The organism is Nakamurella sp. A5-74, assembly GCF_040438885.1.
GTDB lineage: Bacteria > Actinomycetota > Actinomycetes > Mycobacteriales > Nakamurellaceae > Nakamurella.
The window spans coordinates 2046942-2061019 of record NZ_CP159218.1; the positions used below are offsets into that span (position 1 = coordinate 2046942).

13 protein-coding genes are annotated in these 14078 nt (G+C 69.7%); 6 read left to right on the plus strand and 7 right to left on the minus strand.

Going from position 1 to position 14078, the window contains the following annotated elements; genetic code table 11:
- Positions 1–170 precede the first annotated feature (170 nt).
- Positions 171–596 carry an RDD family protein gene (locus ABLG96_RS09405; protein ID WP_353651073.1) on the plus strand — a complete coding sequence of 142 codons (426 nt, stop codon included), beginning with the start codon at positions 171–173 and terminating at the stop codon, positions 594–596.
- Between the two features lie 31 nt (positions 597–627).
- On the opposite strand, the gene ABLG96_RS09410 is transcribed toward ABLG96_RS09405, so the two are convergent.
- The 5 genes from ABLG96_RS09410 to ABLG96_RS09430 form a co-directional block, all read right to left on the minus strand.
- On the minus strand, positions 628–1386 hold the full coding sequence (locus ABLG96_RS09410; RefSeq protein ID WP_353651074.1) for a DUF4191 domain-containing protein: 759 nt from the start codon (positions 1384–1386) through the stop codon (positions 628–630).
- Positions 1387–1607: 221 nt separating this feature from the next.
- Positions 1608–2258 (minus strand): 2'-5' RNA ligase family protein, encoded by a 651-nt coding sequence (locus tag ABLG96_RS09415; RefSeq protein WP_353651075.1) that lies wholly within the window; start codon positions 2256–2258, stop codon positions 1608–1610.
- A gap of 305 nt (positions 2259–2563) precedes the next feature.
- Positions 2564–3337 (minus strand): GNAT family N-acetyltransferase, encoded by a 774-nt coding sequence (locus tag ABLG96_RS09420; protein ID WP_353651076.1) that lies wholly within the window; start codon positions 3335–3337, stop codon positions 2564–2566.
- A 1-nt stretch (position 3338) separates the two neighbouring features.
- Complete coding sequence (lipA, locus tag ABLG96_RS09425; RefSeq protein ID WP_353651077.1) at positions 3339–4367, minus strand: lipoyl synthase; 1029 nt, start codon at positions 4365–4367, stop codon at positions 3339–3341.
- The gene (locus ABLG96_RS09430; RefSeq protein WP_353651078.1) at positions 4364–5743 is read right to left on the minus strand and encodes a hypothetical protein; all 1380 of its coding nucleotides are present in this window, start codon (positions 5741–5743) and stop codon (positions 4364–4366) included. The genes lipA and ABLG96_RS09430 overlap by 4 nt, the downstream gene beginning before the upstream one ends.
- A 275-nt stretch (positions 5744–6018) precedes the next feature.
- Between ABLG96_RS09430 and idi the strand changes: the two genes are divergently transcribed.
- Positions 6019–6582, plus strand: coding sequence for an isopentenyl-diphosphate Delta-isomerase (gene idi / locus ABLG96_RS09435; protein ID WP_353651079.1), 564 nt, complete (start codon positions 6019–6021; stop codon positions 6580–6582).
- A gap of 29 nt (positions 6583–6611) precedes the next feature.
- Here the strand turns inward: idi and lipB are convergent, their stop codons facing one another.
- Positions 6612–7400 (minus strand): lipoyl(octanoyl) transferase LipB, encoded by a 789-nt coding sequence (lipB, locus tag ABLG96_RS09440; protein ID WP_353651080.1) that lies wholly within the window; start codon positions 7398–7400, stop codon positions 6612–6614.
- Positions 7401–7819: 419 nt separating this feature from the next.
- Between lipB and ABLG96_RS09445 the strand changes: the two genes are divergently transcribed.
- Entirely contained in the window at positions 7820–10135 is a 2316-nt protein-coding gene (locus ABLG96_RS09445; RefSeq protein ID WP_353651081.1) for a M4 family metallopeptidase, read from the plus strand.
- 94 nt (positions 10136–10229) lie between these two features.
- Here the strand turns inward: ABLG96_RS09445 and map are convergent, their stop codons facing one another.
- Positions 10230–11024 carry a type I methionyl aminopeptidase gene (gene map / locus ABLG96_RS09450; RefSeq protein ID WP_353651082.1) on the minus strand — a complete coding sequence of 265 codons (795 nt, stop codon included), beginning with the start codon at positions 11022–11024 and terminating at the stop codon, positions 10230–10232.
- 113 nt (positions 11025–11137) lie between these two features.
- On the opposite strand from map, the gene ABLG96_RS09455 reads away from it, so the two are divergent.
- From ABLG96_RS09455 to ABLG96_RS09465, 3 genes are all read left to right on the plus strand, one after another.
- The gene (locus ABLG96_RS09455; protein ID WP_353651083.1) at positions 11138–11404 is read left to right on the plus strand and encodes a helix-turn-helix transcriptional regulator; all 267 of its coding nucleotides are present in this window, start codon (positions 11138–11140) and stop codon (positions 11402–11404) included.
- 247 nt (positions 11405–11651) lie between these two features.
- On the plus strand, positions 11652–12128 hold the full coding sequence (locus tag ABLG96_RS09460) for a hypothetical protein (protein ID WP_353651084.1): 477 nt from the start codon (positions 11652–11654) through the stop codon (positions 12126–12128).
- Between the two features lie 112 nt (positions 12129–12240).
- Complete coding sequence (locus ABLG96_RS09465; protein WP_353651085.1) at positions 12241–14043, plus strand: protein kinase; 1803 nt, start codon at positions 12241–12243, stop codon at positions 14041–14043.
- Positions 14044–14078 lie beyond the last annotated feature (35 nt).

Sequence of the window (14078 nt, forward strand, 5' to 3'; positions counted from 1 at the left end):
GCGCACACACGTCAGGGTGACCCGGGCACGGTGCGGTCACGCTCGACGCCACCGGACGCCGCCGACGTCACTGCTCGCCGCGCGTCCGATCGCGGGGCGCAGCGTTGCGACGAGCGACGAAGGGTTAACAGCCGTCGATCGACCCGACCCCCGGTTCGTAGACTGGCAACGTGAGCACCCGCGCGCATGGAGCTGCTGAGTCCGACGGCTACCCGGGTGAGCGGTTCGCGCTACCGGAGTCGGGGGTGGGCAGCGTCGCTTCCACCGGCCGTCGGGTCAGCGGATTTCTGCTCGATCTGCTGGTGACGTTCCTGATCGCGCTGCTGTTCACCCGCCCGCAGCTGCCGTCACAGACGCTGGAGGTCATCGTCTGGGCGATCATGACGGTCGTCTTCGTCGGAGTGATCGGCTCGACGCCCGGTCATGCGATCGTCGGTGTCCGAGTGGCGAGGGTCGACGGCAGGGCTCTGGTCGGTCTGTGGGCGATCCCGCGGGCCGCACTCACGTTCGTGCTCATCCCGACCGTGATCGTCGATGCCGACGGTCGCGGTCTGCACGATCGGCTCTGCCGCACGATCGTCATCCTGTCGCGCTGAGAAATCGCCTCTGCGGCGAACTCCGCCTGCGTCAGCCGCGCTTGCGGGTGGCGCGTTGGACGTTGCGCATCTTCGCGCCGGCCGGCAGCGGGCCCTTCGGCAACCCGGCCTGCGGGGACCGGCCCTTGAGCGCCGTGAGCCGGGTGTCGAGTTCCTCGACGGCCTTGGGGGAGATGTTGCGGGGCAACTTGAGCAGCGACGAGTTGAGCTTGCGCAACGGCAACTGACCGTCCTCGGTACCGACGATGAAGTCATAGATCGGGGTGTCGCCTATGATGCGGGCGATCCGCTTCTTCTCCTGCGCCAGCAGCGGTTTCACGCGGTGCGGGGCGCCTTCGGCGATCAGCACGACGCCCGGCCGACCGATCACCCGGTGTACGGCGTCCAGCTGCGCCGTCCCGGCCACCGCCGGGGTGATCCGCCACTTGCCACGCAGATTGTTCTGCAGCGACCAGGCAGCAGCACCCGGCTGTCCCTCAGCCTTGGTGTACACGTTCGACTGGACCCGCCGCGCGAACAACAGCATGGCGATCATCACGCCGAGGATCAGGCCGAAGGGCAGCGCGAAGTACCAGGGAATGCTGACGAGCAGTCCCAGCCCGACGATGACCGCGGCGGTGCCCAGCAGGGCCAGCAGCATGTACGGGATGAGGCGCTTGTCCTCCTTGCGCTGCATGTTGAAGGCCTGCCACATCTGACTGCGACGGTCCTTCTTCGCCACCTTCTGGGCAGCCTTCAGCGCCTTCTTCTCGTCCTTGGTCACGGGGCCATCGGGAGCAGACTTCGCCATACCGATCAGGATAGTGCCCCGCACCACTGCTGCCTGCCGCCGTCGGTGTGCGGGCGCCGTCACCACCGCGGCGCTTGCTGGTCGGGCCCGGCGCATGCCGGTGTGCGTGGCGCATGCTGGATTGCCGTCTGTGACCCACGAACGGCTCGGAGCCGACACACGGGCATGCGCGGCACCGACCAGGAATGCGCGGCGCACCGGAATGTGCCGGGCGGGTGCGCTCAGTTCAGGGGATGGACGGACAACGTCGACCAGGTGAAGGTGCCCGCGTCCTCATTCGCATCCACCGAGAGCAGATGCAGGGCGCCGACGCGCAGGGTCGCCGACCAGGGCGTCGCAGCGAGCACACCGTAGGCGGCACACAGCGGTGCGTCGTCGGCCGCGAGCCGGGCGTACCCCAGCGACACGTGCGGCCCGAAGGGTCCCGGCGGCGTGGGACGGTCCGGGAAGGCCTGGCTGATCGCTGCGCGGACCTCGGTCACGAGGGTCTGCCACTGCTGGGTCTGCTCGCCGGCGGCGCAGACCGCGGTCGTCATGATCTCGGGTCGACCCAGCGGCACCTCGAACGCCGGTCGCGCACCGGCGATGTGATCGAGCGCGGCGGAGAAGTGCGCGAGCTCCTGCGGCAGGGCAGCCCGCGTTCCGTCCTGTGATGACTTCGGCATGCGCTGTGCTGCCGGCAGGAACAGCGGGGTCCTGGCGATCGTCGCGTGCAGGAACTCCAGGGGCTGGACCTTGCACACCTCGGTGGCCGCGATCGCGTCCTGCCACGGTGCGACGACGGTGCGGTCCCAGCCGGGCAACGCGTAGACGTGCACACTGCCCAGGAGTGATTCCCAACTCGTTCGCAGGGGTTCGAAGATGCTGCGCATGTGGTCGACGGTAGCCGCAGGACCGTCGGGTCCACGCGGGCAGAGGAGTGTCCGCCCGTCGGCGCCTGCTGTCCTGTCGGGGCGCATGCTGGTTCGTCGTCCGAAACGTTTCACAGGGTGCCGGCCGACAATCGGGAATGCGCCGGACGATCAAGGATGCGCCAGACAGTCGGGGATGCGCCGGACGATCAAGGATGCGCCGGACAGTCGGGGATGCGCCGGACAGTCGGGAATGCGCCGGACAGTCGGGAATGCGCCGGACGATCGGGAATGCGCCGGACGGCAGCGCCGCCGGGACCGCAGCCTCAGGCGGGCCGATGACTGGCGAACGTCCGGGAGGTGATGAAGCCCAGCCCGTGGTAGAGCCTGCGGGCACTGTCGTTGCCGGCGTACATCCCGAGCGTGCAGATTCCGGTGACGGGTCCGGGACGAACCAGTGCGCGGCGGGTCAGTGCGCGCACGACTGCGGTCCCCCAGCCCTGACCACGCGCGGTGCTCGCGGTGACGATTCCGGCGAGATGTGGTGCACCGCTGGGTGTTCGGTGCAGCGCCCCGGCCGCGACGATGCGCGGCCCTGACGGTCCGGGCACCCTGGCGCCGATCCAGAGCTCGGTGAGCCCGGTCCCCGGTTGGCTCTCGGCGGTCGGGCTGTCGGCCCGGTTCAACGCTTCCAACTCGGCGGCGTCGTCACAGTCGTCGAGCTCGACGAGATGGGCTTCCTGCGGGTGGTCGACGGGCGCGTCCCCCGTCCACATCCAGTCCCACTCGCCGCCTCGCTCCGTGTCGGGGAAGCGCGGGGCGAGAGCGTCCCACACTCCGCGGTCGGTCGTCACCGGACCACGGAGAACATCGGGGCGGCGGATCAGTGACTCGGCCTGCGCGAGGTCGCTCGGACTCGCGGTGGTCGGGCCGAACGGGGTGCCCTCCGCGTCGAGCAGCACCCAGCCGGCACCACGCAGGTGGCCGACCCGCTGCGCCAACCGCCACCGGCCGGAAGAGTGCACGGCGGCGCCCGGACGGATCTCACACTCGATGAACGGATCGCCCTCGAACTCGGCGATCAGCGCTGCTCTGTCCACCTCAGGCAGAGGCCTGCTCGACGGACTGCTGCTGACGGGCGTCCGACACGTGCAGCGTCTCAGGGACCGTGCGGCCCTGGGCAGCCATGCCCTGGCGGTAGAGCGTCCCCGCCCGGTACGAGGACCGCACCAACGGACCTGACATGACGCCGGCGAAGCCGATCTCGGTGGCCTCGGTGTGCAGCTCGACGAACTCCTGCGGCTTGACCCAGCGCTCGATCGGGTGATGCCGCGGGGTCGGACGCAGGTACTGCGTGATGGTCACCAGGTCGCAACCGGCGTCGTGCATGTCGCGTAGCGCCTGGCTGATCTCCTCGCGGGTCTCGCCCATGCCGAGGATCAGATTGGACTTGGTGATCATCCCGGCGGCCCGCGACTGGCTCAGCACGTCGAGGCTCCGGTCGTAGGCGAATGCCGGTCGGATCCGCTTGAAGATCCGCGGCACGGTCTCCAGGTTGTGCGCGAACACCTCGGGCTGTGCGTCGAAGACCTGTTGCAGCAGTTCGGGTTTGCCGGAGAAGTCTGGGGTCAGGATCTCCACCCCGGTACCGCCGGCGAGCTCGTGCACCTTGCGGACGGTCTCGGCGTACAACCAAGCGCCCTCGTCGTCCAGATCGTCGCGGGTGACGCCGGTGATCGTGGCGTACCGCAGATCCATCGTCGCGATCGACTCCGCGACGCGGCGCGGCTCGTCGCGGTCGAGCTCGCCGGGTTTGCCGGTGTCGATCAGGCAGAAGTCGCAGCGCCGGGTGCACTGGTCGCCACCGATGAGGAAGGTGGCCTCACGGTCTTCCCAGCACTCGTAGATGTTGGGGCAGCCGGCCTCCTGGCAGACGGTGTGCAGACCTTCGCGCTTGACCAGGGCCTGCAGACCGACGAACTCAGGTCCGGTGCGCATCTTGGTCTTGATCCACTCGGGCTTCTTCTCGATCGGCACCGAGGCGTTGCGGACCTCCAGTCGCAGCAGCTTGCGTCCGGAGGGACCGACGACGTCGGGCCCGCCGGACGAAAGCGGGGTACCACAGCTCATTTGGCGCCGCCCTTGCGCTGGCTCGGAGGCAGCTGGAAGCCGGCCTTCTCGGCGGCTTTCGCGTCGGCGAACCAGACCTCGGCGACCGAGCGGGTGTAGAAGGCCGATCCCGGCACGTGGTAGAGCTTGGAGTCCTCGCTGGCCTTGACCGGGAAGCCCTCGGGAGCATCCTGGCCCTCGATCGCGCGCCGGCTGTCGGGTCCGTAGTCCCGTACCGGCTCGCCGCTGGAGAAGTAGTCCTCGGTGATGTCCTTCGGGGCGGAGTCGTCTGCGGCCGCGTCGTCCTTGCCGGCCACTTCGGCGATGTTGGACTTGATGGCATTCTGAGCCAAGGTGTCGCCGCCGGTCGCGGTCTCCTCGCCGGACTTCGACCTGACATCGCCGGTGACGTCCTTGGCCTTGTCCGTGAGGTCGGCCGCCTTGCCCTGCGCCTTGTCGGCGAGGTCGGCTGCGCTGTCCTGTGCCTTGTCCGTGAGGTCGGCTGCGGTGTCCGTGAATTCTCGAGCCTTGTCCTGTGCCTTGTCCTTCAGGTCCTCGGCGACGTCCGCGAGTTTGTCCTTGAGTTCCTCGGCCTTGTCGGCGAGCTTGTCTGCCGCATCCTTGGCCTTGTCGGCGAACCCCTCGGCCTTGTCCGTAACCGTCTCCGCTGCCTGGTGCGCCTTCGGCGCCGGCGACGTGGGTGCTGATGTGGTGGCCGGCGGAGTCGCCTGACCGGGGGAGCGGACGAACTTGACGATTGCGACCCCGACTGCGGTGAGCAGACCGAACAGGAAGAGCTTGCGCATCGGGTGACGCTTCACACCGGCAGCCTTCTCCGCCTTCTTTTGGGCCTTCTTGGCGGCCTCCTCCGTCCGCGCCGCAGCCTTGGACAGACCCCTGGAACCGGACTTCTCGGCCTGGCGGACTGCGACGGCGGCCTGCGCGGCCAGGGCGGCTGCCCGTTTTGCGGCCTGACGGCCGGCTCGCTCGCGGACGTCGGCGGCGACGCCGGTGGCCTTCGCGCCGACCTCCCCGGCCAGGGTGTGGGCGCGCTTCTCGAGCTCGTGCGATCGGGCGACTGCCGTCTTCCGAACGGACTTCCCGGTCGAGCGAGCCTGCTTCTCCGCGCGCTTGCGTGCCTTGGCGGCGGCCTTGCGTGCCCCGCGCCCCAGCACCTCGGCGCGTTCGCTGAGCGCGCCGCCGACCTTCTCGGCCTTCTCACCCAGGGACTCGGAGATCCGTCCCACCAGCGGAGTGGCGGAGGAGACGGCGCTCCCGGCGAGCTCGCTGACCTTCTCGGCGGCCGTGGACGCGGCGGCGCTTGCGGTGTGCCCGACCTTCTCCGCGGCCTCCTCGGCCTTGTCCTTCAGATCCTGGGTCCAGGTCGCGTTGCTCATGGCCACTCCTTGCGTTCTCGGTCCCCGGTCCGGGGTCATGGGTCAATCATGCCGTCGCAGCAGTCAGCCGGGTGCGACGGTTCGCCGTTCCCTACCCGAACGGCGCAACGTTCAAGCGCTCGCACCAGCATTCCACGCCGCCACGGGCACCTCCCCGGCGGGCATGAGCGGCAGCGGACGGGGGTGGCGCGATGACATCATCGGCAGGGACCTCGATGGCTACCGTGGACGGAGTGGCCCCGCCGCCGGGCGCCCGACGGCGGCAGAGGAGACCCATGCACGACGGCCAGGACGACGATGTCGTGGTGCTGGTCGACCCGGCCGGAACCACGATCGGCACCGAATGGAAGTCTCGGGTGCACACCGCTGACACGCCGCTGCACCTGGCGTTCTCGGTGTACCTGTTCGACGGCGCCGGCAACGTGCTGATGACCCGGCGGGCGCTGTCGAAGGCGACCTGGCCGGGGGTGTGGACCAACAGCTGTTGCGGCCACCAGCGTCCGGGCGAGGCACCGGCCGACGGGGTGCGCCGACGAACGCGTGCCGAGCTGGGGCTGGAGATCGGCGAGCTGCGCTGCGTCCTGCCGGAGTTCGCCTACCTGGCCAGGGACGCCGGGGGAGTCATGGAGAACGAGATCTGTCCGGTGTTCGTCGGCATGCTCCCGGAGCCGCTGCAGGACCCGCGGCCGGACGATTCCGAGGTCGTGCAGTGGACCTGGGTGCCGTGGAGTCGACTCGTCGCTGCCGTCGCCAACGCTCCGTTCGCCTTCAGCCCGTGGAGCGTGACACAGATCGGCCGGTTGGCGGCGAGCGACGACGATCTGGTGCGCACGGCCTGACGCAGACGGGTGGACGCAGACCGACCGGTTCAGCCCAGTGCCGGGTGCAGGTCCCACTGGACGCCCGAGGCGGGTGACGGGGTCGGCAGGTGGTGATCCACGATCGGGAGCTTTCCGTCGAGCGCCGCTCGTAGCAGCGGCGTCAGGATCGGCGTTGTCTCCTCGACCGTCAGCTGCCGGCCCAGTTCCGACGTCAACGAGGTCACGCCGGCATCCTCGATGCCGCACGGGACGATCCGGTCGTACGCGGTCAGGTCGGGGTTGCAGTTGAGGGCGAAGCCGTGCTGGGTGATGCCCCGGGCGATCCGGACGCCGATCGCCGCGATCTTGCGCTCCGGCCGGCCGGTCTGCGGGTCGGCCGCGACCCAGACCCCGCTGCGCCCGTCGACCCGTCCGGTGGTCAGGCCGAGCGATGCACAGGTTGCGATCAGCACTTCCTCGAGGATGCGGACGTAGGCGACCACGTCGATCGGCTGGGCCAGCGCCACGATCGGATAGCCGACCAGCTGGCCCGGCCCGTGCCAGGTGATCCGCCCCCCGCGGTCGACGTCGATCACCGGGCTGCCGTCCGTCGGACGGTCGGCAGGCCGGGTCCGTTTGCCGGCCGTGTAGACGGGCGGGTGCTGCAGCAGCAGCACGGTGTCTCCTCCGGTGCCGTCCAGCCGCGCGGCGGACAACCGCTGCTGCCACGCCCAGGCCTGTTCGTAATCGACCGTTCCGGCCTCGATGACCCGGAGCTGCCGATCGTCCCCGACGGAGGCAGTCGCAGCGGAGCCGGGAGCAGCGGATTCCGGTGGGAACAAGGTGTTCAGACGCATGCCACCAGCGTAGGCCGAGGTTGCCGGTCGTCCGATCTCGCGCAGATGCCGGCCGCTCCTGCTGCTCCGTCACCGGGTCGCCTGCCACCCGTCTGCCGCATCCGGCGTGCCAGGGGATCGGACTGTCGCCGCGCGCGGGACGGATCGTGCACCCATATGGTCGCCGGCACCGACTCCGGGGGATGACGCGGCCGCCCGGAACGGTTGCCCTGGGTGATCGAGGTGCCGTCTTGGCGAGTGTTGTTGCAGGTCGACCGTGGTTACTTGGCAGTAAGTCACGAACTTTCTCCGAGCTCTGTCATTTTGTTGACTCTGGCAACTTCCGAGAGCGACGCTTCGCCCGTCGACCGCGGCCGAACAGCGGCACCGGGACCTCTGCTCACGCCCACCAGGCGAGGGTGGACCGAAAGGAAACCTGCATGAAGAGATCAGTCCCCAGGACCGTGATCGCCGTGGCGGCCGTCTCCGCGCTCGCCCTCGGCAATTCGCTGGTGGGAGCTCCCTCGGCGATCGCCGCCGGTACCTCGAGTGTCGCCGCACCTGCCGCGACGTCAGGTTCGCTGTCTGCGGCGTCGAATGCCGCGGTGGATGCCTACTTGGCGGCGCATCCGACGGCCTACCACCGCAGCGCCGGCGACGCGCTCGTGCCGCAGGCAGTAGTCGTCGGCGGCAACGGGTTGCACTACTACCCGTACCAGCGCACCCACCGCGGGCTGCCGGTCGTCGGCGGCGACTTCGTCGTCACCACCGATGCCGCCGGCGTCGTCCTCGGACTGCAGGTCGCGCAGAGTGCGCCGATCGGCACACTCTCGCTGTCGCCGCGGATCTCCGCTGCGCGGGCTTCGGTCGTGTCACAGGGCCGGATGAAGGTCGAGTCCCTCGCGCGACCGGCCGAGGCGGCCGCCCCGAGGCTGGTGGTCCTCGCCGGCTCCACGGCGAAGCTCGCCTGGGAGTCCGAGGTCGTCGGGACCACCTCCGAGGGCCCGTCCAAGCTCGCGGTCTACGTCGACGCGGCCACCGGCGCGGTGCTGCACCAACAGGAGAAGGTGTTGCACGGCAGCGGATCCAGTGCCTACAACGGTCCCGTCCAGATCGACACCACCAATTCCGGAACGACCTTCACGATGAAGGACTCCTCGCGGACCAACCTGTCGTGCCAGGACGCCGCGAACAACACGGTCTTCTCCGGCACCGACGATGCATGGGGCAACGGCGTCGCCAGCAATCGTGAGACGGGCTGTGTCGACGCGTTGTTCGCCGCCCAGACCGAGTGGAAGATGCTCGGATCGTGGTTGGGACGCAACGGGTTCACCGGAAGCGGCGGCGGGTACCCGATCCGCGTCGGGCTCAACGACATCAACGCCTACTACGACGGCACCCAGGTCCAGGTCGGTCACAGCCAGTCCGGCAACTGGATCGGCTCGATCGACGTCGTCGCGCACGAGTTCGGCCACGCCATCGACGACAACACCCCGGGCGGCATCTCTTCCAACGGCACCCAGGAGTTCGTCGCCGACACGTTCGGCGCCGCGACCGAGTGGTATGCGAACGAGGCGGCACCCAACGACACCCCCGACTACACGGTCGGTGAGGAGGTCAACCTGGTCGGCCAGGGACCGATCCGGGTGATGTACAAGCCGTCGACCGTCGGTGACGACGACTGCTATTCCAGCTCCACCCCGACGGACGAGGTGCACGCCGCTGCCGGCCCCGGCAACCACTGGTTCTACCTGCTCGCCGAGGGCACCAACCCGACGGACGGGCAGCCCACTTCGCCCACCTGCAACGGCAGCACGGTGGGCGGCATCGGGATCCAGAAGGCCATCACCATCATGTACAACGCCATGCTGACCAAGACCTCGTCGGCCAGCTATCTCAAGTACCGCGCCTGGACGCTGACGGCGGCCAAGAACCTGTACCCGGGCAGCTGCACCGAGTTCAACGCCGTCAAGGCGGCCTGGACCGCGGTCAGCGTTCCGGCGCAGAGTGGTGAGCCGACGTGCGGCTCCGGCACCACCGTGACGGTGACCTCGCCCGGCAGCCAGAGCAGCACCGTGGGTGCTGCGGTGTCGGTGCAGCTGGCCGCCGGCGGTGGCACCAGCCCGTACACGTGGTCGGCGACCGGGCTGCCGGCCGGCCTGAGCATTTACGCGGCGGGCAAGATCACCGGAACGCCGACGTCGGGCGGCACCTCCTCGGTGACGGCCAAGGCGACGGACGCCGGCGGTACCACCGGTACCACCACCTTCTCCTGGACGGTGTCCACCTCGGGGGGTGGCGGTAGCTGCTCCGGGCAGAAGCTGGGCAATGCCGGCTTCGAGTCCGGCAACGTCACCTGGACGGCCAGCACCGGCGCGATCACCAACGACAGCAGCGCCGCTGCGCATGGCGGCAGCTGGATGGCCTGGCTGGACGGCTACGGCAGCAGCCACACCGACACCCTCTCGCAGACCGTCACCATCCCGGCCGGCTGCAGCAAGGCCACGCTGACGTACTACCTGTGGATCGACTCCGACGAGGGCACCGGCACCGCGTACGACACGCTGACCGTCGCCGTCAACGGCACTACGAAGGCCACCTGGTCGAACGTCAACAAGGGGACCGGCTACGTCCAGCGCAGCCTCTCCCTGACCGGGTTGTCCGGCTCGACGACGGTGAAGTTCACCGGGACCGAGGACCGCAGCGCCGCGACCTCTTTCCTGCTCGACGACGTGGCGCTCACAGTCACCGGCTGATCCGGATCGCCTGCTGCGCAACGACAACGACACGCCCCGCCCGGTGACCGCTCACCGGGCGGGGCCTGTCGTCACGGCCCGCGGCGGCTGCGCCCTACTCGACGGTCAGGATCCGCGGACCGTCATCGGTGACGGCCACCGTGTGCTCCACGTGGCAGGCGCGGCTGCCGTCGGCGGTGGCGATGCCCCAGCCGTCCTCCAGGTGTCGGTAGCCGTCGCGGCCACCCAGCTGCAGCATCGGCTCCAGGGCCAGTACCAGACCGGTCTTCAGCGGGAGCCCGCGGTGCGGGCGACCTTCGTTGGCGACGTGTGGAGCTGCATGCATGGAGCGCCCGATGCCGTGGCCACCGTGGTCGGCCAGCAGCCCGTATCCACCGGCCTTCGCAGTGGTGCCGATAGCGTGCGAGACATCGCCGAGCTTGAGACCCCTGCGCATGTTCTCGATGCCTGCGTCGAGCGACCGGCCGGCCGCGGCGATCATCTCGATCTCCGCCGGATCACCGTCACCGACGTGGAAGGAGATCGCGGCGTCCGCAGCCCACCCGTCGACCAGCACTGCGATGTCCACCGAAACCAGGTCTCCCGGCACCAGCCGGACCTCGTTCGGGATCGCGTGCACGACCACGTCGTTGATGCTGATGCAGGTGACGGCAGGGTAGGGGGAGGGGGCCCACTGCGGGTGATATCCGATGTAGCAGGACTCGGCTCCGCGGTCCGAGATCACCTGCGCAGCAACGTCATCCAGCAGACGCGGGGTGATACCGCCGGCGAGCTCGGCAGCGGCAACCTCTCGGCAGCGCCGCAGGCACTCGGCCACCACCGAACCCGCCGCCGCCATCGCATCGATCTCCGACGGGGTACGCAGTTCGACGCGTTCTCGCATCAGCATGGACTTCTCTCCTCGGGGTTCTGCTGGACGTTCGTCCGGCGATCGCGCGACGCTCGGCGGACCGGAGTGCGCAGGTCGGTAGCGGACGACGTCGATGGTATTACAATACCAGGATGGTCCGCGAACCCCTCACTCCCGAACAGCGCGAGTACGGCCGACGGCTGGGTTCGACGCTCCGCGAGGCCCGGGGTGCCCGGGCACTGGCAGAGGTCGCAGTGGCCGCAGGCATCTCGCCGGAAACCCTGCGCAAGATCGAGACGGGCCGGATCGCCACCCCGTCGTTCGCGGCGGTCGCGGCCGTCACCCGGGCGCTCGGTCTGAGCCTGGACGAGGTGGCCACGGATCTGTCCCACCGTGGTCGGGAGCGGCCGACCGGGTGAATTCCTCACCACGCTCTATCTCGTACGCCTCCGCCGCCCTCCTCCTCGACAACAGCGAGTCGCAGGCACCGGCCGGGATCCGTCACTCCAAAGGGTGAAAGAAGGGGCCCCGATGGTGTGAAGCTGTTGCGGGCAGCGATCAAGTGACGTAAAAAGTTACCAAAGCGAGATCGTGCGGCGTCAGAGCTGTTCGAACGGCGTAGTTGTCGGACAACAGACGCCCGAGGTCTACAGGGAAGGAAATCGAGTGACGCAGGAGCAACCCGTACCCGGATCTGCCCCTTCGGTCGAGTCCGCGCCCGCAGCCGTGATCGACGGACGTGGACGACAGGCGATCCGGATGTGGACTCTCCGACGGGCCGAGGCCAACCTCCCGGACATGGGCTCCTGGGACGGTCCGTTGGTCGCTCTCGCCATCGCCCTGATGTGGGACAAGGGCATCGAGGCGGAAACGCGACGCTTCCGTCAGGCGAGGGCCGAGGTTCTCGACGAGTCCCAGATCGCGATGGATCTCCGGATCGGACACGAGTGTGTCGCCGAGTTCACCGATCGCGGTGAATCGCAGCGGGGAAGCGGGGCCGGCGGGGTGACCCTGGCCGCGGGCACGGCGGGCTCGACGTGGGAACTGTTCCTCTCGCTCGTCGGACACCGGGCCGCCTCGTCACTGCCCGCCGATCGGCCGCTACCGGCGCACCTGCCGTTCCCGCGTCCGGTCACTGCCTGATCAGGGCCCGACCTGCCGGCGGGATCGACCACAGTGTGGATGACCGGATGCGCGTCGGTGCGTTGTGGACAACTCGGGACGGCTGATCCCGGCTCGTCCTACCGTCGCGGGCATGGACATGGGAGCGTTCCGCGGTATCCGTCGGCTCGGCGGCGGTGCACACGGTGAGGTGTGGCTGGCGGCCGCACCCGATGGCGCCAGGGTCGCGCTGAAGGTCCTCGCTCTGCCCTCGGACAAGGCGATGGATGCCGCGCGCCGCGAGTTGGCCTTGGCGGCCAGGATCGATCACCCCCACCTGCTGGGCGCACGATCGGTGGTCTGCGAGGGTGATCGCGTCGCTCTGGTCCTGCCGTGGGCCGCGGGCGGCTCGTTGGCCGATCTCCTGGCGCGAAGAGCGACGCTGACCGTTGCGGAGACGCTCACCGTGCTCATACCGGTCGCGGACGTCCTCGCAGTTGCTCACGAACGAGGTGTCGTCCACGGCGACCTGTCGCCGGCGAACATCCTGCTGACCGCCGACGGGCGTCCACTGGTGGCCGACCTCGGCGCGGGACGTCTGGTTCTGGACGGTGACCGGCCGATCGTCGGGACGCCCGGCTGCGTCGCACCGGAAGTGGCCAGAGGCGGGATCGCGCAGCCGTCGTCCGATGTCTTCGCCCTTGCGGCGATCGGTTTGTGGTGCGTGACCGGTCGCCCAGCCTGGAACGCCACCGACCTGCGGGACGTGGTGGTCCAGTCGACGGTCGGACAGTGGCCCGATCCCGGCGATGCGGCCGGACCACCTCGGTTCCTCGCTGCACTGCGCGCAGCGTTGTCCGACCTGCCGGCGCATCGGCCAGGTGCGGCAGCACTGCGGATCGAGCTCGCTCGCTCGGGCGAGCCGGAGCCGCTGCCGATCTTCGCCCTGGGCGGCGCTGTCGACGGCGTCGTTCCGCGTCCATCGGTCGACGGCAGCGAGGAGGCCGGGGCGCACAGGGCTCCCGTCGCTGCCACGGTGCGGCGCCGCGCCGAGATCCCCCCAGCGATGTCCGAGGACGCCGACGACGTGGATGCACCCGTTGCACTGCAACGAATTCGGCGGCTGTTGGCGGCCGGCGGGCCGGCCGCCGAAGAGGTCGCCGTCCGGTCGGACGGCCGCCCGCGGGACCCTTCGTCCAGGTCGCGCTGGTGGCGGGCCGCGACGGGAGTGGTGGCCGCAGCCCTGATCTGCGCCGCCGCGATCTACGGCGGGTTGTCCTGGGGGCGCTCCTCGGCGGCGGCGCCGGCGTCCGAGCAGCCGGCATCGACGGCCACCGGGTCGAGGAGCAGCTCTGGGCGCTCCACCGCGCCGTCATCCACCGCGCCGTCATCCGCGACGCCGTCATCCGCAGCGCCGTCGAGCTCCGTGGCGCCGGCCGTGAAGCCGCCCGCGGATACGGTGCCGACGCCTGCGGTGCCGACCGATCGTGGTGCCTCGTCCGCACCTGGCACGGCTCGTCCGACGAGCGCACCGCGCCCCCCGACCGAACCGCACCCCTCGATCGCGTCGCAGGAGTCCTGGGCGTCAGTCGTCACCGCACTCGACGGCCGCCGTGCGCGGGCGCTGATCACCAGGGATCCGGCGCTGCTCGGGACGGTCTATGCAGGGAACTCATCGGCACTGACGGCGGATCGGGCGACCATTCGCCGTCTGCAGGACCGGGGGTGGCGGGTGGGCGACGCCCGTCACCGGGTGCGCGAGGTGCAGTTGATGCCGGATTCCGGCGCGCAGACCGTCAGGGTCAGGGTGGTGGATGAACTGCCGTCCTACCCGGTCACCGACGGCGGCGGCGGCGGCACGGTGGGTCGGACGTCGCCGCGGGCCGCGGCGACCTCGATCATCGAGCTCGTCAGGTCGGCGGACGGCTACCGCATCCGGTCAGTCGAACGAGCGTGAACCCTACCTGCCGACACGCCAGCGCCGCAGGTCCC

Excerpts from the sequence above, each read along its gene's own strand:
- ABLG96_RS09410 (WP_353651074.1), bottom strand. The coding sequence starts at position 1,386 with ATGGCGAAGTCTGCTCCCGATGGCCCCGTGACCAAGGACGAGAAGAAG.
- ABLG96_RS09415 (WP_353651075.1), bottom strand. The coding sequence starts at position 2,258 with ATGCGCAGCATCTTCGAACCCCTGCGAACGAGTTGGGAATCACTCCTG.
- lipA (WP_353651077.1), bottom strand. The coding sequence starts at position 4,367 with ATGAGCTGTGGTACCCCGCTTTCGTCCGGCGGGCCCGACGTCGTCGGT.
- ABLG96_RS09430 (WP_353651078.1), bottom strand. The coding sequence starts at position 5,743 with ATGAGCAACGCGACCTGGACCCAGGATCTGAAGGACAAGGCCGAGGAG.
- idi (WP_353651079.1), top strand. The coding sequence starts at position 6,019 with ATGCACGACGGCCAGGACGACGATGTCGTGGTGCTGGTCGACCCGGCC.
- lipB (WP_353651080.1), bottom strand. The coding sequence starts at position 7,400 with ATGCGTCTGAACACCTTGTTCCCACCGGAATCCGCTGCTCCCGGCTCC.
- ABLG96_RS09445 (WP_353651081.1), top strand. The coding sequence starts at position 7,820 with ATGAAGAGATCAGTCCCCAGGACCGTGATCGCCGTGGCGGCCGTCTCC.
- map (WP_353651082.1), bottom strand. The coding sequence starts at position 11,024 with ATGCTGATGCGAGAACGCGTCGAACTGCGTACCCCGTCGGAGATCGAT.
- ABLG96_RS09455 (WP_353651083.1), top strand. The coding sequence starts at position 11,138 with ATGGTCCGCGAACCCCTCACTCCCGAACAGCGCGAGTACGGCCGACGG.
- ABLG96_RS09465 (WP_353651085.1), top strand. The coding sequence starts at position 12,241 with ATGGACATGGGAGCGTTCCGCGGTATCCGTCGGCTCGGCGGCGGTGCA.